23 protein-coding genes are annotated in these 21,534 nt (G+C 48.1%); 19 read left to right on the plus strand and 4 right to left on the minus strand.

All coding sequences use genetic code 11. The features are described from left to right. Positions 1-28 precede the first annotated feature (28 nt). The 4 genes from E1757_RS14525 to E1757_RS14540 all read left to right on the plus strand — a co-directional run bounded on the left by E1757_RS14525 (position 29) and on the right by E1757_RS14540 (position 3,879). Positions 29-637 carry a DedA family protein gene (locus E1757_RS14525; RefSeq protein ID WP_133229247.1) on the plus strand — a complete coding sequence of 203 codons (609 nt, stop codon included), beginning with the start codon at positions 29-31 and terminating at the stop codon, positions 635-637. Then, entirely contained in the window at positions 634-1,335 is a 702-nt protein-coding gene (locus tag E1757_RS14530; RefSeq protein ID WP_133229249.1) for a response regulator transcription factor, read from the plus strand. Before E1757_RS14525 ends, E1757_RS14530 begins: the two co-directional genes overlap by 4 nt. After that, positions 1,328-2,749: a sensor histidine kinase gene (locus E1757_RS14535; RefSeq protein ID WP_133229251.1), complete on the plus strand. Its 1,422-nt coding sequence runs from the start codon at positions 1,328-1,330 to the stop codon at positions 2,747-2,749. Before E1757_RS14530 ends, E1757_RS14535 begins: the two co-directional genes overlap by 8 nt. Before the next feature lie 392 nt (positions 2,750-3,141). Next, the gene (locus tag E1757_RS14540) at positions 3,142-3,879 is read left to right on the plus strand and encodes an RQC-minor-1 family DNA-binding protein (RefSeq protein ID WP_133229253.1); all 738 of its coding nucleotides are present in this window, start codon (positions 3,142-3,144) and stop codon (positions 3,877-3,879) included. Here the strand turns inward: E1757_RS14540 and E1757_RS14545 are convergent. Beyond that, entirely contained in the window at positions 3,876-4,106 is a 231-nt protein-coding gene (locus E1757_RS14545) for a hypothetical protein (protein WP_133229255.1), read from the minus strand. The genes E1757_RS14540 and E1757_RS14545 overlap by 4 nt on opposite strands. 112 nt (positions 4,107-4,218) lie before the next feature. Between E1757_RS14545 and E1757_RS14550 the strand changes: the two genes are divergently transcribed. The 6 genes from E1757_RS14550 to E1757_RS14575 all read left to right on the plus strand — a co-directional run bounded on the left by E1757_RS14550 (position 4,219) and on the right by E1757_RS14575 (position 10,098). Then, the gene (locus tag E1757_RS14550; RefSeq protein WP_133229257.1) at positions 4,219-5,061 is read left to right on the plus strand and encodes a metallophosphoesterase family protein; all 843 of its coding nucleotides are present in this window, start codon (positions 4,219-4,221) and stop codon (positions 5,059-5,061) included. Between the two features lie 45 nt (positions 5,062-5,106). Next, a complete protein-coding gene (locus E1757_RS14555; protein WP_246079201.1) occupies positions 5,107-5,757 on the plus strand; it encodes a glycerol-3-phosphate responsive antiterminator in 651 nt (216 codons plus the stop codon). Positions 5,758-5,900: 143 nt separating this feature from the next. Next, positions 5,901-7,208 (plus strand): ABC transporter substrate-binding protein, encoded by a 1,308-nt coding sequence (locus E1757_RS14560; protein WP_246079202.1) that lies wholly within the window; start codon positions 5,901-5,903, stop codon positions 7,206-7,208. A 30-nt stretch (positions 7,209-7,238) separates the two neighbouring features. Further along, on the plus strand, positions 7,239-8,312 hold the full coding sequence (locus E1757_RS14565; protein WP_133229259.1) for an ABC transporter ATP-binding protein: 1,074 nt from the start codon (positions 7,239-7,241) through the stop codon (positions 8,310-8,312). A gap of 1 nt (position 8,313) precedes the next feature. Continuing rightward, positions 8,314-9,186 (plus strand): carbohydrate ABC transporter permease, encoded by an 873-nt coding sequence (locus E1757_RS14570; protein WP_133229261.1) that lies wholly within the window; start codon positions 8,314-8,316, stop codon positions 9,184-9,186. Between the two features lie 129 nt (positions 9,187-9,315). Continuing rightward, positions 9,316-10,098 (plus strand): carbohydrate ABC transporter permease, encoded by a 783-nt coding sequence (locus E1757_RS14575; protein ID WP_133229664.1) that lies wholly within the window; start codon positions 9,316-9,318, stop codon positions 10,096-10,098. Between the two features lie 439 nt (positions 10,099-10,537). Here E1757_RS14575 and E1757_RS14580 read toward each other — a convergent pair whose 3' ends face one another. The 3 genes from E1757_RS14580 to E1757_RS35805 form a co-directional block, all read right to left on the minus strand. After that, positions 10,538-11,182, minus strand: coding sequence for an SGNH/GDSL hydrolase family protein (locus E1757_RS14580; RefSeq protein WP_133229263.1), 645 nt, complete (start codon positions 11,180-11,182; stop codon positions 10,538-10,540). 654 nt (positions 11,183-11,836) lie between these two features. After that, a complete protein-coding gene (locus tag E1757_RS14585) occupies positions 11,837-12,052 on the minus strand; it encodes a PLDc N-terminal domain-containing protein (RefSeq protein ID WP_133229265.1) in 216 nt (71 codons plus the stop codon). A gap of 15 nt (positions 12,053-12,067) precedes the next feature. Continuing rightward, positions 12,068-12,226: a hypothetical protein gene (locus E1757_RS35805; RefSeq protein ID WP_165972123.1), complete on the minus strand. Its 159-nt coding sequence runs from the start codon at positions 12,224-12,226 to the stop codon at positions 12,068-12,070. A 268-nt stretch (positions 12,227-12,494) separates the two neighbouring features. Here E1757_RS35805 and E1757_RS14590 point away from each other — a divergent pair, with 268 nt between their 5' ends. From E1757_RS14590 to E1757_RS14630, 9 genes are all read left to right on the plus strand, one after another. Beyond that, positions 12,495-13,511, plus strand: a complete 1,017-nt coding sequence (locus E1757_RS14590; RefSeq protein WP_133229267.1) for a LacI family DNA-binding transcriptional regulator — start codon at positions 12,495-12,497, stop codon at positions 13,509-13,511. Between the two features lie 101 nt (positions 13,512-13,612). Next, complete coding sequence (locus E1757_RS14595; protein ID WP_133229269.1) at positions 13,613-14,392, plus strand: SDR family NAD(P)-dependent oxidoreductase; 780 nt, start codon at positions 13,613-13,615, stop codon at positions 14,390-14,392. A 56-nt stretch (positions 14,393-14,448) separates the two neighbouring features. After that, positions 14,449-15,138, plus strand: coding sequence for an orotidine 5'-phosphate decarboxylase / HUMPS family protein (locus E1757_RS14600; RefSeq protein WP_133229271.1), 690 nt, complete (start codon positions 14,449-14,451; stop codon positions 15,136-15,138). A 3-nt stretch (positions 15,139-15,141) separates the two neighbouring features. Further along, on the plus strand, positions 15,142-16,044 hold the full coding sequence (locus tag E1757_RS14605; RefSeq protein WP_133229273.1) for a sugar phosphate isomerase/epimerase family protein: 903 nt from the start codon (positions 15,142-15,144) through the stop codon (positions 16,042-16,044). Positions 16,045-16,139: 95 nt separating this feature from the next. Further along, complete coding sequence (locus tag E1757_RS14610; protein WP_246079203.1) at positions 16,140-17,456, plus strand: ABC transporter substrate-binding protein; 1,317 nt, start codon at positions 16,140-16,142, stop codon at positions 17,454-17,456. An 80-nt stretch (positions 17,457-17,536) separates the two neighbouring features. After that, on the plus strand, positions 17,537-18,424 hold the full coding sequence (locus E1757_RS14615) for a carbohydrate ABC transporter permease (RefSeq protein WP_246079204.1): 888 nt from the start codon (positions 17,537-17,539) through the stop codon (positions 18,422-18,424). Then, positions 18,421-19,239 (plus strand): carbohydrate ABC transporter permease, encoded by an 819-nt coding sequence (locus tag E1757_RS14620; RefSeq protein WP_133229275.1) that lies wholly within the window; start codon positions 18,421-18,423, stop codon positions 19,237-19,239. The genes E1757_RS14615 and E1757_RS14620 overlap by 4 nt, the downstream gene beginning before the upstream one ends. A gap of 87 nt (positions 19,240-19,326) precedes the next feature. Next, complete coding sequence (locus E1757_RS14625; protein ID WP_133229277.1) at positions 19,327-20,625, plus strand: nickel pincer cofactor-dependent isomerase, group 22; 1,299 nt, start codon at positions 19,327-19,329, stop codon at positions 20,623-20,625. A 310-nt stretch (positions 20,626-20,935) separates the two neighbouring features. Continuing rightward, a complete protein-coding gene (locus tag E1757_RS14630) occupies positions 20,936-21,481 on the plus strand; it encodes a 50S ribosomal protein L25 (protein WP_133229279.1) in 546 nt (181 codons plus the stop codon). Positions 21,482-21,534: the final 53 nt, after the last annotated feature.

Raw genomic sequence — 21,534 nt, forward strand, 5'->3', positions numbered from 1 at the left:
TTGCACATTATGAATTGGAGGACTGATCATGAGCATGCATTCCATATTCGATGCCATACATCACTTCGGTTATTTCGCGCTCTTTTTATCGTTATGGCTCGGCATTGTCGGGATGCCGATACCGGATGAGGTTGTTGTCATGACCGGCGGAATGGTCGGTTCGCTGCACTTGCTTCAGACCGTTCCCGCATACATTACGACCTACCTGGGAGTGGTGTCGGGGTTATCTTTAGGTTATATTTTAGGTAGGGTGATGGGACCGCTCGTCATCGATCGTTTGCGCAAGAAGCAAAAGATCGAGCCCTACATTCAAAAGTCCGACTGGCTGCTCGAGAAATACGGGGCGTACGCGCTGGTGATCAGCTATTTTTTGCCGGTGGTTCGCCACGTTCTTCCTTACTTGGTGGGAGTCAATAAAATGCCGTTCTATAAATATTCAATGATTTCCTACTCGACCGGATTGCTGTGGACGACGATTTATTTTACAATCGGTTATTTTTTTGGAGACAATATCGAGCTAATAGGGAATAATGTGTATAGATATGGTTATTTTGCCCTGACTACGGCCGTTATTTTCATAATCGGTGCGGTTATTCTCCAAACGATTCGTAAGAAGAAGAAGGTGTGTCCGGAATGAAAAGCGAGAAAGGGGCCTCCGTACTGGTCATTGACGATGAGCCGGAGATCCGCGACATTGTGCAGATTTTTCTTAAAAATGAAGGGTACGAGGTCATGGAAGCCGAAGACGGGGCGGCGGGCTTGGAGCTGCTCCGGAAGGTGGAGTTCGATCTGGTCATTCTGGATGTGATGATGCCCAAGCTCGACGGGATTCAGGCCTGCATTCAAATTCGGCAAACCCGGAATATCCCGATAATTATACTTTCCGCCAAGAATGAAGACATAGACAAAATATTAGGCTTAACGAGCGGCGCGGACGACTATTTATCCAAGCCGTTTAACCCTTTGGAGCTTGTCGCCCGGGTCAAATCGCAGCTGCGGCGAATCCGCATGAGCGAGACGCAGGATAAGCATGAGCGGCTTGAGCTTAGTATTGGTGATTTGGTACTGAATATACCCCGTCACCAGGTGACGATCCAGGGCAAGGAAATATTTCTTACGCCGTTGGAGTTCGATATTTTAGAGCTGCTTGCGACCCATCGGGGGCAGGTGTTCAGCGTGGACAAAATTTACGAAACGATCTGGAAGGACCCCGCGATGCAATCTGATAAGACAGTGATGGTGCATATCCGAAATCTTCGCGATAAACTCAAGGATAATCCCCGGGAGCCCAAATATATTAAAACCGTCTGGGGAGTAGGTTATAAAATTGATTAAACTTAAAGGAACGGATTGGAGCCGAAGCTTGCGGGTAAAGCTGGTGCTGGCATTCGGCGCGACACTCGTGCTCACGACGATGTTGAACCTGCTTTTCGACTATGCGACACGGGAATTGCGCAAGGTTTATTATACCAGCTATGAAACAAGCAAACAGAACGTCACACAGCAGTTAAGCGAGATCGAACAGCAGCTGCCCGCACTCGCCGGTTCGGAGCAGATTGATTCGCTGCTGAAGCGCGAGAGCGAGGCAACCCGGCTGCGCATTCTGCTGGCCGATATGCAAGGGATTATCGTCTATCGTTCCCCATCGGTTACAGAGGATAAGATCGATTTGTACCAAATCGTTTATGAGCAGAAGGAGACGGAAAATCGGCCTGAGCCCGGCAAAACGTTTACGGCAATTACACCTGTTCAATATCAGGATCGGAAGCTATTTCTTGTCGTATCGGGTCCGCTCATCGCCGAACAAGGGTATAGGTATGAGAATCCCCGCCTGTACAGCGTGTTTGTGTTTTTGCTGTTATTCCTGTTGCTGTTCTATTTATTCACTTACAACAAAATGAAAGAAATCCGAATCATGAGCAAAGGGGTCCAGCAAATAGCCCGGGGTAAATTGTCCATAAGGCTGCCGGTCAAAAGCAGGGATGAGCTCGGGACGCTCACCGAAAGCATCAACGAGATGGTGAGGCAGCTAGAGGAAACGATTGTCAAGGAGCGGCTGGCCGAGCAATCCAAGAGCGAGCTAATCACAAACATATCGCATGATTTGAGGACGCCTTTGACCAGTATTATCGGCTATTTGACCGTCCTGATCGAGCACCCGGCGACAGACGGTGCACTGAGGCCTTACGTTACCAGTGCGCTGAACAAATCCAATCAGCTTAAAAATTTAATCGACGATTTATTCGAATACACGCGGCTGACCAGCAATCAGGTGGCCTTGGACAAGAGCCGGGTCGATCTGGTCGGGATGCTCAATCAGATCATCATGGAACTTGTTCCGCTGGCCGAGCAGCACCAGGTCAGTGTGAACAGTACACTGCCTGACCGGAAAGTGGAGGCGTTTATCGACGCAGACAAAATCGTCCGGGCTATCGATAACTTGTTAACCAATGCGCTGAAATTCAGCGTTAAGCCGGGCAGCATCGATATCAAATTGCATGCAGAGCACTCGTGGGCCGTCTTGTCTATCGCCAACACGGGGTTAAGCATTACGCCCGAGCAGGAGAAAAGGCTGTTCGACCGTTTCTATAAAGCCGACGAATCGAGGAATGATCACCGGATGCCGCATGGCTCGGGTCTTGGACTGTCGATTGCCCAAAGCATCGTGCAGCTGCATGAAGGAAATATATGGATGCAGCGAACCGGACCGTACTATGAATTTTTTGTGCGGCTTCCGTTGCCGCTCTAGCGCTGGCAGCGGCAACGGAACCATATTCGTGAGCAGGCGAGGTGGGAAAAAAGCGATGCTTATGGGCGCCGTTCCCGCGATCGCTTTAAATGAAAGAAATGTAGGACAACTAACCTGTCTCGCGGACAGCCCTTGTCCTAAGCCGATTCATCCCACTCCTGAAGGTATGGGCTTTTTCGGCTAGGGTTCTGTAACCGGAGTTCTCAATTTTATCGTAGACGTGATATAATCGTGATAAACCGGTTAAAAACCAGTAATCGAAAGATTAAAAGGAAGCGACGAAAAAGGTCAGCAACGACCCTTTGAGGACAAAGCGTTATTCTTATATCGCTTGGGATTGAAGAAGATTACTTTCGCAAAGGATATTTTAGAAGAACGGGTGAAGTTAATCTATGATACGTAGGAACATGCCACTGCCGGATCCAGAATTGCGGGCTATTCTGAGAGCTGCCGACGATATCATTGCCGAAGGCGGACGAACCCTGCTATCCAAAATTTTAAAAGGTTCGAAAGAACGACAGCTGCTGGAGCTGGGGTTGGATCGAAATCCTTCATATGGTTTCTACAAGGACCTCTCTCTGGAACAGATCATGGAGAAAGTGGACCATATGATTCGCACTGATTTTCTAAAAACCGAGAAATCCGGCAAGCTCCCCATGATTGTGTACACTACGCGCGGATGGGCGGTCGAAAGAGAAAGACGTGCTGAAGAGTTTTTGGAAGAATGGAATCGTTGGCTGGAGAATAATATATCTCCGATCAGCATGGAATATTTGAAAGAACGGAATCGGGGCATGATTTTTTTGTTTCTCTATAAGATTTTATGCTCCGGGAATAAGAAGTACGTTCCTTATTTAACTTTGTGGGAGAGAATCGAGTTCAAGAAAGTTCGGGTGGAGATTCGCAATGTGATCGAAGCGTTGAAACGACGTGTTGAATTGGATGATTCGGCTTGGGAACGGTTAGAACGGGAACGGGCTGAAACGTTAATCATCCGATCGCGCGATCCGATTCTAATGGTATGTCAGCAGTGTGACGACCTATTTTTATTTGATGAAACGAATCCTGAGTATTATACGAGCGAAGGTTTACGGTTTCCGGAAAAGTGCCGGAACTGCTCGGGGGGCTAGAGGGCGTCCTTCTGAATTAATAGCGCCAAAGGGAGGCGATTTGAGAATGCCAATCCTCGGTTCGTCTCCATATGTATTACCCGTGAGAGCGCCGTTATCGGTGCTCTTTTTTGCAACTCAAGCCCAACTCCAACCCCTTTTCGGCCTTTCTTTGTTCCTTTTTTCACACCAGCCAAACCTTCGAGAAATAGGATCTGTTCCTTTTCTTCCTCCATTTCCCAATCCATAATATGGATCCTTTACAAATAAACCATCAAATCCACCATTAAAATTAATATTAGTGAATTATCATCATACATGATTGTGTTCTACCAAATTCATATGAAAAGGAGAGAGCTTATGAAACTGGCGGTCATGGGAGATTTGCACTATCACGAGGTGGATGAAACGATTCCGGGATGGCTAGAGGCGCGGGATATGTTCTTTCAATCGTTTTTAGGGCGGTTTTTGGAAGTGGAAGCGGATGCCCATATTTCATTGGGGGATTTGACCAATTACGGTTATGCCTCGGAGCTGCAGGGAGTTTATGCGACGATCCGAAGTTACGGAAAAACGTTCTACCACGCATTGGGAAATCATGATCTGTATGCGCAAACGAGAAGGGAGGTTCTCGATCTAACCGGACAACCTCGCTATCATGCTATAACGACCGAACAGGCGGTGCTTGTATTTCTCGACACGGCCAAAGAGATGGACTTCGAGGATTGGGGAGGCTGGGTAGACGAAGAACAGCTTCAATGGCTGGAAACGGTCCTAAAGGCTTCTGGAACCAAGCCGGTTTTGATTTTTGCCCACCATCCGGTCTACAAGACGACGACCAATTCGGATAAAGATAAAGGCTCCATTCATCCTGACGTGGATATGTGGAAGGTTTTAAATCAGAAGGAAGGAGTCGGTATCTATTTCAACGGCCATACCCATATCGACTCGATTGTGAAGCAGAACAACTGGACGTTCGTTCAACTATCCGCCTGCCTGGATCAGCATGCTTTGCGGGTCGTGGAGATCGGGCAGGAAGAAATTCGAGTTGCTGCTGTTGATGTGACGGATACGGCGTTGACCGAACATGTAGCGATGCTGTACAACCATATGAAGCACTTCAGACATACTCCTCATGCGCGTGGAGAAGATGCGGATCGGGAGTGCGTAGTCTCTTTGCGGCTGGCGGCGAAACATAAATAGGTTCGAAGGATGCACAAATCCGGGTTGAACAGGAGGTACCGGCGGATGAAGCGGCTAACGAACGATAAAGACGGGATGTTTTTTGAAAAGTTGAATACTCACAGGATGGTAGCCTCCATCAAGGAGCCGAAGCAAATCGAGATTGCCTTGTCGCTCAGAAACCAATTAAGCGGCGTATTCCTGCTAACCGGACACATCGGGGTCATCAAGGGCTACGTCGATCTGTTCAATAAACATCAGGTACCGGTGTTTCTTCATTTGGAGAAAATAGGCGGCTTGAGTACCGACCCGTACGGTCTTGACTATTTGGCCAAAGTGATTCAACCGACCGGGATCATTACGACGAAAACCAATGTTGTCAAACTGGCGATCAAAATGGGGCTGTTTACCATTCAACGTTTTTTTCTCGTGGATACCGAGGGGCTGGATAACGTAGCCAAGAGCCTCTCCCAAATCGAGCCTGACATCATCGAGGTGATGCCTGCGCGCATTCCGGAAATGATCGGGGAGATCAAGAAGTTCACAACCATCCCGATCATTACCGGCGGATTGCTGTTCGAGCGAGAGCACATGGTGGAATGTCTCAGGCACGGAGCGACGGCGGTCTCCTCCTCCAAGTCGGATTTATGGCGTAAAACGATTGCCGCGGAGCAAGTAAATTTTCAAAATCTTAACTCTCGTCTAACACCCGTTTAATACTTGGCCGTTATGATGGGGGCAGACAAGTAAATAGCGTTTGGTTGGAGTAGAGGAGAAGCCTGATTAGCTGCTGACGGAAGTCGGCGGCCGATTAGGCTTCTTTACTTTTTAAATTTATATTCACAAAACAGGAGGAATGAATGATGTGGAGGAAAAAAGGAATCCCCATGCTTGCGTTAGGCACGGTGTTTATGCTGTCGGCCTGCGGTACGGGCGCTGTAACCGGAGCGGGGAGCGTCGGTAATTCCGGTTCGGGCAGCGGCAAAGTCGTCATTAAGTACTGGACGGCGAACGGCGGAAAAATTGAAGAAGCGAAACAAAACCTGGTCAAAAAATTTAACGAATCGCAGAGCCGTATAGAGGTGCAGCAAGCGAATCAAGGAAATTACGACGATCTTCATGCGAAAGTGCAGGCTGCCTTCGCTGCCGGCAACGCGCCTGCCGTCTTCGACCTCGAAATTGCGTCTACCGGGATTTTTTCGCGTTCGGGGATGCTGACCGATTTGACGTCTCTCGCCAAGCGGGACGACGCCGAGCTCGATCTGAAAGATTTGAACCCCGGCCTCATGGGCAACGCCTATGTGGACGGCAAGCTGTACGGCATTCCTTTTATGCGAAGCACCCCGATCTTTTATAAAAATGTGTCGATGCTCAAGGAAGCCGGTCTGGACCCGGCCGGTCCGAAAACATGGACGGAATTGGAGCAATACGGGCAAGTGCTGAAGTCGAAGGGGAAGACTCCGCTGACGATGGGGGTCGATGTCTGGATCTATGAAGCGCTGGTCGCGCAAAGCGGCGGCAAAGTATTGAGCGATGACGGCAAAAAAGCGACATTTCAGTCGCCGGAAGGGGTCGCGCCGGTACAGTTTTGGAAAAAACTGTCCGACGAGGGAATCATCAAATTTGTAGTCGGCAAGACAGCCGGAGCGGATGCCGATAAAGACTGGTCCAACCAAATGTCCGCTTTCAAAATCGGCTCGACCGCCGGCGTATCGGCAAGCATGGAAGTTGCCAAGGGCAACAACTTTGAAATGCAGACCGACTTTCTGCCTGCCAACAAATCTTACGGCGTTCCGACAGGCGGCTGTCATCTGGTCATCACTTCGAAGCTGAACGAACAGGAAAAAGAGGCGACCTGGGAGTTTATTAAATTTATGACCTCCAAGGAAAATACGATTTACCAGCACAAATACGTCGGATATTTGCCGAACCGCCTTTCCGCCCTGCAAAGCGAAGAACTGCAGAGCTATTATAAGCAGTTCCCGCAGTATAAAGTGGCGTCGGATCAATTGAAGTATGCCGTGCCGCGTCCGAATGCAAACGCCTATCCGGAAGTTACGAAAACGATGGTAGACGCCATGACGAGCGCCATATTCGAGAAAAATGTGAAGCCTCAAGACGCGATGAACGAAGCTGCGGAAAAAGCCAACAAGCTGTTAGCGAAGTAACAGCGGCGGTAAAGCAAAGGAGATGAGGGCATGGCGAAAATCGTTTTGAAGAACATTTCCAAGACGTATAAAGACGATACGGTCATTCGCGATCTCAATCTGACCATTAAGGACGGATCGTTCACGGTGCTCGTAGGTCCGTCCGGCTGCGGTAAGTCGACGACATTGCGCATGATCGCAGGATTGGAGAAGGAAAGCGGCGGAGAAATATGGATCGGAGACAAATGCGTCAACCATTTGCAGCCCAGCCTTCGGGATGTTGCGATGGTATTCCAGAACTATGCTTTATATCCGACGATGACCGTTCGCGACAATATCGAGTTCGGTCTTAAAAACCGGAAAGTGCCCAAGCCGGAAAGGGAGGCCTTGATTCGCGATATTTGCGAAATCGTGGGGTTAACGCCCCATCTGGACAAGAAGCCGCAAAATCTGTCCGGCGGACAGCGCCAAAGGGTAGCTCTGGCACGGGCGATGGTGAAAAAGCCGAAGGTATTTATTTTGGACGAGCCGCTCTCCAATTTGGACGCGAAGCTGCGCAATCAGATGAGAACGGAATTGATACAGCTTCACCGGAGGCTCGGCGCCACTTTTGTCTATGTGACCCACGACCAGGTAGAGGCCATGTCCATGGGCGATGAAATTGTCGTTATGAACAAAGGGGACATTCAACAAGCGGATTCGCCTATGAAGCTCTATCATGATCCGGATAATCTGTTTACCGCCCAGTTTATCGGCACTCCGGCGATGAATGTGTTCGATTGCAATGCCGTTCCGGGCTTGGACACTGAGACATCTCCAGAGATCGGTTATATCGGTTTTCGGGCCGAGCATGTGCGGATGGGCTTGAAAGAGGAGTCCGCAGGAATGGGGATACTCGGGGAAATCATGACGCGGGAAAGTCTCGGTGCGGAACATATTTATCAGATCAAGTCGGAAGCGGGCCCCTTTTTCGCCAAAACGTTCCTTGCCCCGCTGGAGACGGCCGACCGCATCCAAGTGACGATTCCGTATGAGCATCTGTATTATTTCGACCGGGACGGCAGACGCTTGCACGGAGTGCAGCCGGCGCAAACCAAGACTCTTGCTCACATTGGCGGTGTATAAAATGGCAATCTGGATAAAGCTGCGTCCGTACGCGATGGTCGCTCCGGCAATCACGGTGTTTACCTTATTTTTCATTTATCCGATCTTGTATATGATCTATTTAAGCATGTATGACTGGAATTTCATCAGCCCGACGAAAAGCTTCGTAGGCGCGCAAAATTTTACCGAGCTCATGCAGGAAAAACAGTTTATCCAAGTGATCGTGAACTCCACCATTTATACGGCTTTAACCGTCGTGTTCCTGATCGGGCTGTCTTTGCTGGCGGCTCTATGGCTGAACCGGGCGGGGATGTTCCACAGCTTTGTGCAAGGGGCGATTTTCAGCCCGCATATCGTTTCCTGGGTATCAATTTCCATGATCTGGGCGTGGGTGATGGACCCTCAGTACGGCTTGCTCAACTGGTTCATCGGTTTGTTCGGCTTCGGGAAATTGGCGTGGCTTTCCTCTACGAGCACTTCGCTGATCTCCCTCGTCATCGTTGCCGTATGGAAAGGGCTCGGCTATAATACGCTTGTCTTTATCGCGGGTCTGCAAAGTATTCCGAAAGACATCTACGAAGCGGCCGCCTTAGACCATTCCAAGCCGTGGACGACATTTTACAGACTGATTTTTCCCATGCTGTCGCCCACCATATTTTTCCTAGTTATTATCAACATGATCGGTTCGTTTCAAGTGTTCGAATCGATCGCGATCATGACGCAGGGCGGACCGGTAAACTCGACCAATACGCTGGTCTATTACATTTACGAATATGGCTTCCGGTTTTTCAAAATCGGGTACGCCTCCGCGGCGGGCGTTATCCTGCTGTTCATTGTCGGCTTGCTGACAATCGTGTACTTTAAGCTGATGTCCAAGCGCGTTCATTACCAATAGGACGGGGTGAATTCATTGAAAGCCGAACAGACGATCGATGCGGATCGCACCTTGATTCATGTTCATAGAAAAGAAGAGATCGTTTCCAAAACGCTGCATTTCGTCATCCGGGCCGTTAGCGTTGTGGGTATGCTTGGCTTGGTACTCGTTTTTGCCATGCCTTTCGCCTGGATGCTCTCCACTTCGCTCAAAACATTGCCGGAAACGATGATTTTTCCGCCCGAATGGATTCCCAAGCATTTCGTCTGGAACAATTTCACGAAGGCTTGGGGATCGGGGCCGTTTCTGCACTATATGACGAACAGTATCATCATCTCCATCGGCATTCTCGCACTGCAGATGCTGACGATTATCCCGGCCGCCTACGCTTTTGCGCGCTATCGGTTTAGGGGCTCGGGATTATTGTTCGGCGTGGTCATGGTTACGCTCATGATTCCGTCGCAATTGATTTTCCTGCCTGTTTACTTGCAGTTAAGCGCCTGGAAGCTGCTGAACACGCATCTGGCGCTCATTCTCCCGTTCGCGTCCAGCGCCTTCGGCATTTTCCTGTTGAGGCAAGCGTTCAAGCAGGTACAGGAGGAGTTGCTCGAAGCGGCGAGATTGGACAGCGCCAAGGAGTGGCAAATTATTTTGAAGCTGATGGTGCCTATGGTCAAGCCCGTGCTGGCTACGTTTGCCTTGTTCAGCTTTATCGCCCACTGGAACGATTATTTCTGGCCGCTCGTCATGACAACTGATGAAACGGCAAGGACGCTGCCCCTAGGCATTGCGAAAATTCGCGAGGAAGAAGGCGTGGCGAACTGGAACGTTCTGATGGCCGGAAATATGATTCTCGTGACGCCGATTTTGATTGTGTTCTTTTTTGCGCAGCGGCATATTATTCGCGCTTTTGTCTATACCGGTGTGAAATAAACGGATATGAAATAGGGTGCTGCATCAAGCCTTGCCCGAACGAGGGTAGGGCTTTTGCCGTTGCAGAGGAAATGATGCCAGTAAATTGTATAGATAACCGGAGGCTCCCTCAAAAATACTCGGAAAATGCCTTGGAGCTTGGCCCTTTCCTAAAGATGGATGATATATATACCCCGCTCCAGCTTTTTACCATACCGTTACATAGTCAACGGAAAGACGGGAAGAGTTATCGGCCGTGTTCGGAGAAGCCCAGTGAAGATCATTCTGATTATCTTGTTCTGTATACTGATTTTTGCTGTACCTGTCATCGGTTTGGCCATTCAGCAGTAAAAGAACGCGACCTGCTGCCGAAAGCGGGGGGCTGATGCATAAAACGCGGGCTCGCCGCTGGTCGAAAAAGGTCTTATGAGATCGAACATTTCTAAATATATAGAAAGAACTATTTGCGAGAGATCAGATACGGGGCCAGTCCCGTTGCAATAACCCGATGCCCTCGATCATTCGGGTGGATGGGCAAACTTCCGCTTAACGCGTCTTCAATCTTTCCTTTTCGATATCCATGAATAAGATCCGCCTGTTTTCCTCCAAACCACATATGAGCGGGAGCTACAGTTACATTATGACTTTGAGAGAGCTCGTTTATCGTGTGATTTAATTGGTTTATCCATTCAACGGCAAGAGGGCTGTTCGGAAATGGATTGTATTGCGTACAGCAAACGATCCGGGCGCGGCTTCCTTTTTTTATTCGAGTAAAAATGCCACTTAAATTGCGTTTATATTTGGCAGCCACACTTTTGGCAGCTAGTGGTTGCTTGGTTTTAAGTGAACTGAGTGCCGCATTAACTAAATCTATTCCTCCGATCCATACAGAAACAACAGCAGAATGACCGATTACGGAGGCCCCCTGCCATATCACTGCATCCAATAGGTCATCGCTGCTCCAACTAGGCCGAGCCAAAACATACCCGCGAACCTTACGCGAGCTTGAATTTAATGCAGACACAGTTAATTGGGGATAAGCTTTTGCCCAAGAGGAGGCGTTTTCCCCAAATGTAATGGAATCTCCAAGAGCTGTATAGATCATAGAACTATCACCTACTCCAACTTTTAATCATACTGCAACGCAAATAATATTTTGAAAAAGAACGAGACGATCAACTTATTGCATGCTCGTGTTTTTCTTAAATGTACCTTACAGGTATATTATTGCATTCATGAGCAAATTGTGTGGACGCCAACGACTCAAAAGGAGTGGAATATTAGGGTACCGGAATATGCGGGATTCATTAGCAAGCCAAGTTAACGATTCAACAGCCGGAAAAACAGTATAGGCATCGGAAAGCAGGGCAGGAAATGAATTTGCAGCGAAGAAGATCAATATAATCATGAGAAGTAATAGGAGTAAGTCGTTTGAGGAATCACCCATAGAAATAGGCGACGTTTCCAAAAGAAGAGGATTTAGAAACGTGATTGTATAACTAATGGTAAAAGGTAACATGTTTAGAGCAAGTACTTTACGCGCGGCGAAATGTGGTTTGCCAAACCCGGTTTATCTGCATATGCATTACCAGTTGAGAGCACCTCCGGAGGTGCTCTTTCTGCAATTTAGAAGGGGAACCGCATTCCCATTCGTCAGGCCAAAGTCTAATATCACATTTGCCATCGCTGCCTTTAGCGGCCGGCATTGATTTAGGTTTTTACTACCCTGGTGCTTCCTGCGGCGTGAGCGCGACGGATTTCAATCGTTCCGGATAATCAAATAGATGATGAGACCCATCACAGGAAAAAACAACATCCCAACCAGTACAATCAGTGCGAACTCTTGGCTTTTGCCCCTTTGCAAACAATCGCGATAAGCCCAAACGCATAAAACAATATGTAATAAAAAAAGCAAAACGGACAACACAAATACAACAATAATCATGCCACTAAACAGAAATCCGGTATTAGACATTTCTCACCTCAATGTTCATGATTTCCGATTTTTAAGGGCAATAAAAAAGGCGCTTGAAAAAAAGAACAGCGCAAGCAGCCAACCAAACGTTGGAGCCGATTCCCAAAGATTTTTACCAGCAACGGCAAATCCCAGACACGCAACCCCAAACATACAAAGGACAGAAGGTTTCATAAAAGTACTCCTTTTTAATTGATCATTAATAAAACGCGATTAAAGCCGTGAAAGTTGCAATTGAATCTGAGGGAAGGGGAGACTAGCCGTTGTGTGCAGGGCGGTATCCTCATCGGTATTTTTCGTTTCCCGCGGGCCTATTACATAAGTGAGGAGGATAAAAAACATTATTAAATTGACAGGTTGACAGCAAAATTAAACAAAGCTATAATTCGATATGAAACGTTTCATTTTATGTTTTGCATTAAATAGGGGTTGTTATGAATTCATGAAGCCGACCATTAAAGATGTAGCGAAATTAGCGGGTGTTTCCGTAGGGACAGTTTCAAAGGTGATCAACAAGGAGGGGAACGTCAAGCCCGAATTGCAGAAGAAGGTATGGGATTCGGTCAGCGAGCTGAACTACCACCCCAATGCAGTGGCCCGGAGCTTGAAATCCTCTAACACGCATACATTGGCGGTTCTTTTGGCCGATATCACGAACCCTTTTCAGATGACGTTGGCTAAAGGGATCGAAGAAGTGATGTATGAGCATGATTACCAGCTGCTTATAAGCTCGACCAAGGAAAATCCTGAGATTGAACGCCGGAATTTAAAAATGCTGTATGAAAAAAGAGTCGAAGGGATTATCGTGTGCACGACGGGAAAAGTGAATGACGAAATACGCACGTTAATCAGTCAGAAAATACCGGTTGTGCTTGTCGATCGCCCTGTATTATCGCTGCCTGTCGATATTGTGGCCGATCATAATATGCTGGGCATGGAGCTGCTGGTAGGGCATCTGCACCAGTTAGGCCATAGACGGATCGGGGTCGTGCATGGAGATCTGAATACCGTGCACGGGTCCATTCGATATGAAGGCATTATAAAGGCGTTCGAGCAGTATGGACTGACGCTTTCTTCCGGGCTGCGGTTTGACGGTAATTTTACGTTTGACGGGGGCATTCGGGCGATTCACCACTTTTTCGCTCAAGCGGAGCGGCCCACAGCCGTTTTGTCCGCCAACAACAATATGACGGCGGGAATTTTAACGGCATGCCGGAGCAAGGGCATCCGTGTCCCGCAGGATGTATCGATAGTCACTTTCGGGGAATTGGAATACAATTGGAATTTAATTAAGCCCTCGATGACTTACGTGAGTCAATCCCCGTTAATGATTGGGCATAAAGCTGCGGAGCTCGTTCTTCAGCGACTGAACAACATCTATCAGGAGGAAGTGTCGCATATCTTTTTTACGCCCGAATTAATCATCGGGGAATCTTCAAGTGTCGTCGAATCCTTATAAAATTTTTTTAATATTTTTATGAAACGTTTCATTTTGGAAAATTATAAAAAATTTCAGTTGGGTATTAAAAAATTAAGAACTCTAAAAAGAGGTGTATATCCATGACAGACATGAATTTATCGGGGAAAATAGCGCTGGTGACCGGATCAAGCCGCGGGTTGGGACGTCACTATGCTTTGTATTTGGCACGGGCCGGCGCGGATGTCATTATTCACGATGTGAGCTCGGCCGCGGCTGCGCAGTTCGGCGAGGCCGCTTCGGGAGAAGCCGTGGCAGATGAAATCCGGGCGTTGGGCCGGAGATCCGCTTTTCTTACAGCCAATCTGACGGATCCTGCGCAGGTTGAGACATTTGTCCGCAAAGCCATTGATCAGTTTGGGCATATCGATATATTGGTAAACAACGCAGGTGGAGATATAGGAGCCAATACGCCCCGCCCGGATCCTAACAATGCGATAGATATTAAAGTGGAAGACATCCAGGCTGTCCTTAACGTTAATTTGCTCAATGTGATGTGCATGTGCAAATTTGTCGGGGAACATATGAGAGAACGCCGTTCCGGCAAAATCATTAATGTAGGTTCATCGGCAGGCCACATGGCTACGACTGTCGGAATCGTTTATGCGGCCGCCAAGGCGGGCATCTCTCATTACACGCTGTGCCTGGCTGAAGAGCTTCGCCCTTACAGTGTGAACGTCAACTGTATTGCTCCGGCGGCAACGTATACAGGCCGGTTCATGGCTACCCGCGAGGTTGCCAGTCAGGAAGGGCTGTCCCGCCTCCAACAAGTAGCTCAACCCGATGATATGGCTAAGATCGTTATGTTTTTGGCAAGCTCCCAAGCGGATTATCTCACGGGAGAAACCGTCATCTGCCGGTAACATGAAACAGCTTCGAAATTTATTTTTATTTATCCAATACATAGGAGGAATTTCCCATGGAGCCGATTGTGCAAATTTCGCTGGATTTAACGAATATTAAGGAAGCTTTGGAGATGGCTGAGGTTGCAGTGGAGGCCGGCGTCGACTGGATTGAAGCGGGAACGCCTCTGCTGCTGGGCGAAGGATTGCATGCCGTTGCGGCATTGCGTAAGGCGTTTCCCAATCATCCGATCATTGCCGATTTAAAGACGATGGACGGAGGGTACTTGGAAGCGGAGATGATGGCCAAGGCCGGGGCGACCCATGTTGTCGTGATGGGCGTTGCACATCCGGCTACGATTCGCGCCGTGGTCAAAGCTGCCCGCGATTTCAATATTCAGGTCATGGGCGATATTATGGCTTCCCCGGACAAAGTAGCTTGCGCCAAAATGCTTGAAGCGAACGGTGTGGATTACATCATTGTTCATACAGGATTTGACGAAAGAGGGGAAGATCCGGAACGCAATCCGTTTGACCATCTTCACGAGGTTGTGAAAGCGGTTTCCATACCCGTTCAGGCGGTTGGCGGACTTACGATCGAGCAGGCTGCCGCAATGCCCAAGCACGGAGCGCCGCTGGTTGTAGTGGGAGCGCCATTAGTCATCGATAAACAAGAGTTTCGTCCCAGCACGAACAAAGACGAGTTGTTGAATGTATTGAAGGATCTTGTGGCAAAAGTAAAGAACAGCACGACTAAAGGAGCATAGCAAATGTCTAATAACGCTGAAACAAAGATCGCCGTTTTCCCAAAAGGATACATGGAAGAATTGACGGACGGAAGAATGACCCTTTTTGAATGGATTGAAATGGCCGGAACATTAGGAGCCGACGGGTTGGAATTGTATCCGACTTTTTTGAAGGAAATGAACGAAGCCTACTTGCAAAAGGTGAAGGAAGCCGCGGAGAAGGAAGGCTTGCTTATTCCGATGATGTGCGCGTCTCCGGACTTCACACATCCTGACGCAGCTTTCCGTGAACAAGAAATCGGGAAGATGAAGCAAATGATCGATGTCATGGCTTATCTTGGGCCGGCCGACTTCCGCAGCTGCCGGGTGTTATCCGGGCAAAAGCGGCCTGATGTATCCAGAGAAGACGGAATTCGCTGGACCGTCGAATCCATTAATCTGCTGCTTCCTTATGCAGAGCAGAAGAAAGTTCATCTTGTGATGGAGAACCATTATAAGGACGGTTTTTGGGTTTATCCGGAGTTCGCCCAGGCAACGGATATATTTTTGGACATTATTCAACAAATTTCTTCTCCTTGGTTTGGCGTCAATTACGATCCGTCCAATGCCATTTTTGCCGGTGAGGATCCGCTCAAGCTGCTGGTTGCAGTCAAGGACCGGCTGATCACGATGCATGCGAGCGACCGTTATTTAAAAGAAGGCTATACGCTGGAAGATTTGAAAAATTATTCTTTGCAGGGCTATTCGGAGGCGTTGGCTCATGGCGTTATCGGCAAAGGTCTGAACGACTACGATCAAATATTCGGACATTTGCGCTCCGTCCATTACCGCAATTGGATTTCGATTGAGGATGGTGTGAACGGACTGGGAGACTTGCGGGAATCCGTCGTCTTTCTGAAAGGCAAAGTTGCCGAATACCTGATTTAGCCAAGGTTGCAGCAGAGACTGTCGATGAATTGGCGGGAACCGGGCTTTAGAGATGACATATGAATATAAAATGATAAAAAAAGGTGGGTATTATTTTGAAAGCCAAAAACCATGTTTCACTGCTTGTGTTAAGCCTGCTTCTATCGAGTGCGATGCTGACTGCTTGCGGCGGGGGCAAAGCTCCTGCCGAAGGACAAGCTGCAACTGGAGATAGCAAAAAGCCGTTTGCGGGTGTGACTCTCCGGATTGTCGGCGCCAATCATCCATGGACGGAAGGAATTAAGACGAAAATTCCGGAATTTGAAAAAGAAACCGGGATCAAGGTGAATCTGGAGCAATATTTCGAAGACCAGCTGACCCAGAAAATTACAGTGGAATTCACCTCAGGTTCTTCCAGCATTGACGCTTTTATGATTCGTCCGCTGCAGGAAGCCAAGATGTTCGTCCAAAACGGCTGGATTTCCGAATTAACCAAAACGAACGACACGAATTGGGATTACAATGACTTTACGAAGGCATCGACCAGTTCCTTAATCCAGAATAACAAATTGTATGGAATCCCGACGGTAACCGAACGTGAAATTTTATACTATCGGAAAGACATCCTTGAGAAGAACAACATTTCGGTGCCTAAGACGCTGGATGAGTTGAAGCAAGCTGCCGAAAAGCTGAATAATCCGAAAAACGATTTCTACGGTTTTGTATCGCGTGGACAGCGTTCCCCTGCCGTAACCCAGTTCTCCAGCTTCCTTTATGGTATGGGCGGGGATTTCATGGCGGACGGTAAAGCGACAATCGACACGCCGGAAGCGATTAAAGCGTTCAAATACTATGGCGACATGTTGAAAAACTATGGCCCTCAAGGAGTATTGAATATGAGCTGGCCGCAAGCATCCGGGATTTTTAGTCAAGGCAAAGTCGCGTTCTATTCCGATGCGGACAGCATTTATCCGAACCTGATTGATCCTAAAAAATCGACCGTTGCCGATAAAGTCGGATTTGCTTTATTCCCTTCCGGCGATAAGGGACAAAGTCCTTACAACGTCACTTCGTGGGGTTTGGCCATCAACGCCAAATCCAAGCAGCAGGAAGCGGCATGGGAATTTATCAAATGGGCAACCAATAAACAAAATGTAACAGCATTGCAAGCAACAGGTATTCCGGGCCCTCGTCAATCGGTCTGGAATACGGAGGAAGGCAAGAAAAACTTCCCGGCTGAACTGGTTGACGTGATTAGTAAATCCAACGAAATTGGCAAGGGATATGACCGTCCGCTGCTGATCAATGTAGGGCCTGCGCGCGATATTATCGGGGATGTCATTGTCACTGCAATTTCCGGCGGCGACGTAGATAAAGCGGCTAAAGAAGCAAACCGCGCTTTTCAGGAATTGATTAATAAAGAGAAGAAATAAAAAGTGGCAATGTGGGCTTGCGGGAATGGGATTGAGCGTTCGATTCCATCCCTGTTCCCATGGTTCGTTAGAAAGAAAGGGTGGTAACAATCGAACGCTGGATTGAAAGAAATATAAAGTACATCTTTACACTGCCGTCTGTTTTATTCGTAGCCATTATGATTGTGTTTCCGATTGGATATACGGCTTATATTAGTTTTTTTGAGTGGAGTATGTCCAGCACACAGCCTCCGCAATGGGTTTTCGTCGATAATTATACAAATTTAATGCAGGATAAACGATTTTGGCTGGCATTTGCACGTACCTTTTATTTCACGTCTTTAGCGATCGTCTTAGAAATTGTATTGGGCGTGGCGATTGCCGTCTTATTTAACCGCAAGTTTAAAGGGATCAATTTGATCAAAACGTTGTTTCTCCTTCCCATGGTCGCAACGCCGGTTTCCATCGGTTTGGTTTGGTTATTGATCTTCGAACCGACCATCGGTGTTGCCAATCAGCTGCTGGGGCTGCTTGGGATAAACCCTCAGCTTTGGATTGCCTCTCCGTCGCAGGTCATCCCATCCCTGGCATTGGTCGATATTTGGGAGTGGACACCGATGATCACACTTATTGCATTGGCGGGACTAACCTCTATTCCGCATGACAACTACGAGGCGGCTCAAATTGATGGTGCCAGCTCATGGCAAATGTTCTGGAAAATTACGTTGCCGCTGCTTATGCCGACCGTTTTCTCTGCAGCCTTGTTGCGTATTATCGATGCCATCAAAACGTATGACATCATCTATGCAATGACCCAAGGGGGGCCGGGATATGCTTCGGAAACCTTAAATATTCTCGGATTTACTTTAGGCTTCCAGTATTTCCAGCTTGGTTACGCTTCCTCCTTATTAATGGTGTTCTTCTTCCTGGTACTCGGCATCAGCTCAATCATTATCGTCCTGCGCAAACGCTTGGAGGTGTTCCGATGAAAACTAAAAATGTTTGGCTGGACCGATTTCTGTATCTGATCGTTATTATCGTTACTTTGGCGTTTTTGTTCCCTTTCATCTGGATGCTTCTCGCATCATTGAAAACACAGTCGCAAATCTTATCTGCCGGCGCGCTGTTTGTGTTTAAACCGACCGGTGAAAATTACGCTACCGTATTCGAGGAATATAATTACACCAAATTTATTTTCAACAGCTTTATCGTGGCATTGGCATCGACGGTTTTCGGTCTTGTCTTGGGGCTGCCGGCTGCGTATGCGATAGCCAAGCATAAGCAAAACGGGTTCGCCTTTTTAATTTTGATCGCCCGGATCATTCCCGGCATTTCATTTATGATTCCGTGGTTTATCATTTTCACCAAGCTGCAGCTTGTCGACTCTTACATTTCACTCGTTTTGGCTCACATGCTTGTAGGCTTGCCGTTTATCATTTGGATCATGATTTCGTTTTACGAAAACCTCCCTTATGAATTGGAAGAAGCCGCGCGTGTTGACGGTTGTACGATACAAAGCGCATTTGTCAAAATTTTGCTGCCTTTGTCAGTGCCTGGGATCATCACGGCTGCGATCATGGCGTTTATTTTCTCCTGGAATAATTTCATGTTTTCCCTGGTTCTTTCCGGAGATAAAACCAAAACGCTGCCGATTGCCGTGTACAGCTTCTTATCCTACTCCGATATCAACTGGGGCGGGCTGATGGCGGCTGCCGTTATTATCACGCTGCCGATCGTAGTCATCACGCTGATTCTTCAACGATACGTCGTTTCCGGCATTACGGTTGGAGCGGTGAAAGGATAATAGTTTGCGGATTGCCCGAACGACCGATGCAGAAGCGGGAACGGCCTGCAAGTCCGGTGTCGAAGGTTAGAAAAGGAGGCATGCTCAATGTTTGAACATATCCAGGTGAAGGTAGAAGGCGGCTTCGATATCCCTTTTCCGCGGATGATTCCCGTCGAACAGAAGTTTGCAATAACTAAAGTGGACGATATTTCCGAAACCGTGCATGATGAATTTTTGAAAAACGAAGTCCAAGTGAAGATTAGACCGGGCATGAAGGTCGCCGTCGCGGTAGGAAGTAGAGGGATTAACAATCTGCAGGAAATTGTGACCCATGTCGTAAAGGAAATCAAACGGCTTGGCGGCGAGCCTTTTATCGTACCGGCCATGGGCAGTCACGGGGGCGCGACGGCAGAAGGTCAGATTCAGGTTTTGGCGGACTATGGGATCGTTGAGCAGCATGTAGGCTGCCCGATTCGCGCCTCGATGGAAACGGTCCTGGCGGGTCAGCTCCCGAACGGGATACCGCTGTACTTTGACAAGCATGCTTATGAAAGCGATGCTGTCGTTGTGGTTTGCCGAGTGAAGCCGCATACCGATTTTAAAGGGGAGATCGAGAGCGGAATACAGAAAATGATCGTCATTGGTCTGGGCAAGCATAAAGGAGCGACATTTATCCATAGTCTCGGTTTTGACCAGTTCCATTCGGTCATTCCCGAAGCGGGAAAGCTGCTTATAGAGAAGACGAACGTCGCTTTGGCTGTGGCCGTTATTGAGAACGCGAGAGACGAGACGGCCGAGATTGTAGCCGTTCCTTCGGAAGCCATCTGTGAAGTGGAGCCCGGTTTGCTCGTTAAAGCGAAAGCGGCAATGCCTAAATTTTTACTCGACGAGATCGACGTGCTGGTCTTGGAGGAAATAGGGAAAAACATTAGCGGTTCGGGCATGGACCCGAATATTGTCGGACGAACGGGATCCGGCCTCACGGAAGGCTTCCAGGCACCACCGATACAAAAAATGGTCGTGCGCGATTTGACCGAAAAAACGCATGGAAATGCAGCCGGCATCGGGATCGCGGACATTATTACAACGAAAGTGTTTAACAAAATTGACTTTGGTTATACGTACGCAAACTGCATTACATCGACGGCTCTGCTGGGCGCGAAAATTCCGGTTGTGCTTCGCTCGGACAAGGAGGCATTAGCCGTAGCCGTCAAAACGTGCAATCGGATTACACCGGCCACGGTCAAAATCGTGTGGATCAAAAACACGCTGGAAATGGAACATATTTATATTTCGGAGACGTATCTGGATCTAATCAAGGGACGCGACGATATCGCCATAACAGGTGATCCCGTCCCAATCGAATTTGACAGCGAAGGGAACTTGACGACCGCCCTCTTTTAAGAAGGCAATATGAAAAGATTGCCTTGTATCCAGCCTTTTTGATTTAACATTGAAAATGACGACTCTGTCGGAACGGTTCGACAATGCGGTGTTTCTGTGGTATGGTAACAGTATCCCATAGGCATTCTACTCTTCGGAGTGGAGTGCCTTCATGTATATTTATGGGAATTTTACATTAAATGTATTCGACGGAATTCGAATGGGCGTGGAGGTGGTGATGCTATGTTTCTCTTTATAGCCCCGTCAGGGGAGGATTTGATGATTAAGAAAAGTGTACAAAAATCATTCCATGAAGAGGAGCGAACATAGCATGACGACATGTTTTCAAGCGGAGCCGCGCTTACGTTTAAATCCATCCGGACTTCGGAATCTGCGCAGATCCGGACGTTTGCCCGGCATTGTTTTCGGCAGAAATGCGGAAAATGAGATGATTCATATTTCAACGATACAATTTCAGAAATGGTTGAAGCAAGGCGCATCGGGATTTATCGAACTGCAGGTCGAAGGAAAAGGTTCGTTGACCGTACTGCTGGAAGATTTCCAGCGTGACTCGGTTACGAGAGAGCTGCTGCATGTCGATTTCCAACAGGTGCAGACCAATGAAATTGTGCGGACGAAGATACCAGTCAAGTTCAAGGGCACACCGATCGGCACAAAGCAAGGCGGAGTCGTGCAAATCCAGTGTGCGTTTATCGAGGTAGAGGCATTGCCAAGGCATTTGCCGACTGCGGTTGAATTTGACATTAGCGATATGAGCCTCGGAGAATCATTGCATGTGAAGGACGCGAAATTTTCGCCGGATGTGACGATTGTTTCCGAAGATAACGAGTTTCTGCTCTCCGTTGTTAAACCTTAGCTTTACCCGCTCATCCGTGTAGATCACGTCGTGCTTGCAAGCTCTTGCAGGCA

Source organism: Paenibacillus piri, assembly GCF_004354045.1.
In the GTDB taxonomy this organism is placed as follows: domain Bacteria; phylum Bacillota; class Bacilli; order Paenibacillales; family NBRC-103111; genus Paenibacillus_S; species Paenibacillus_S piri.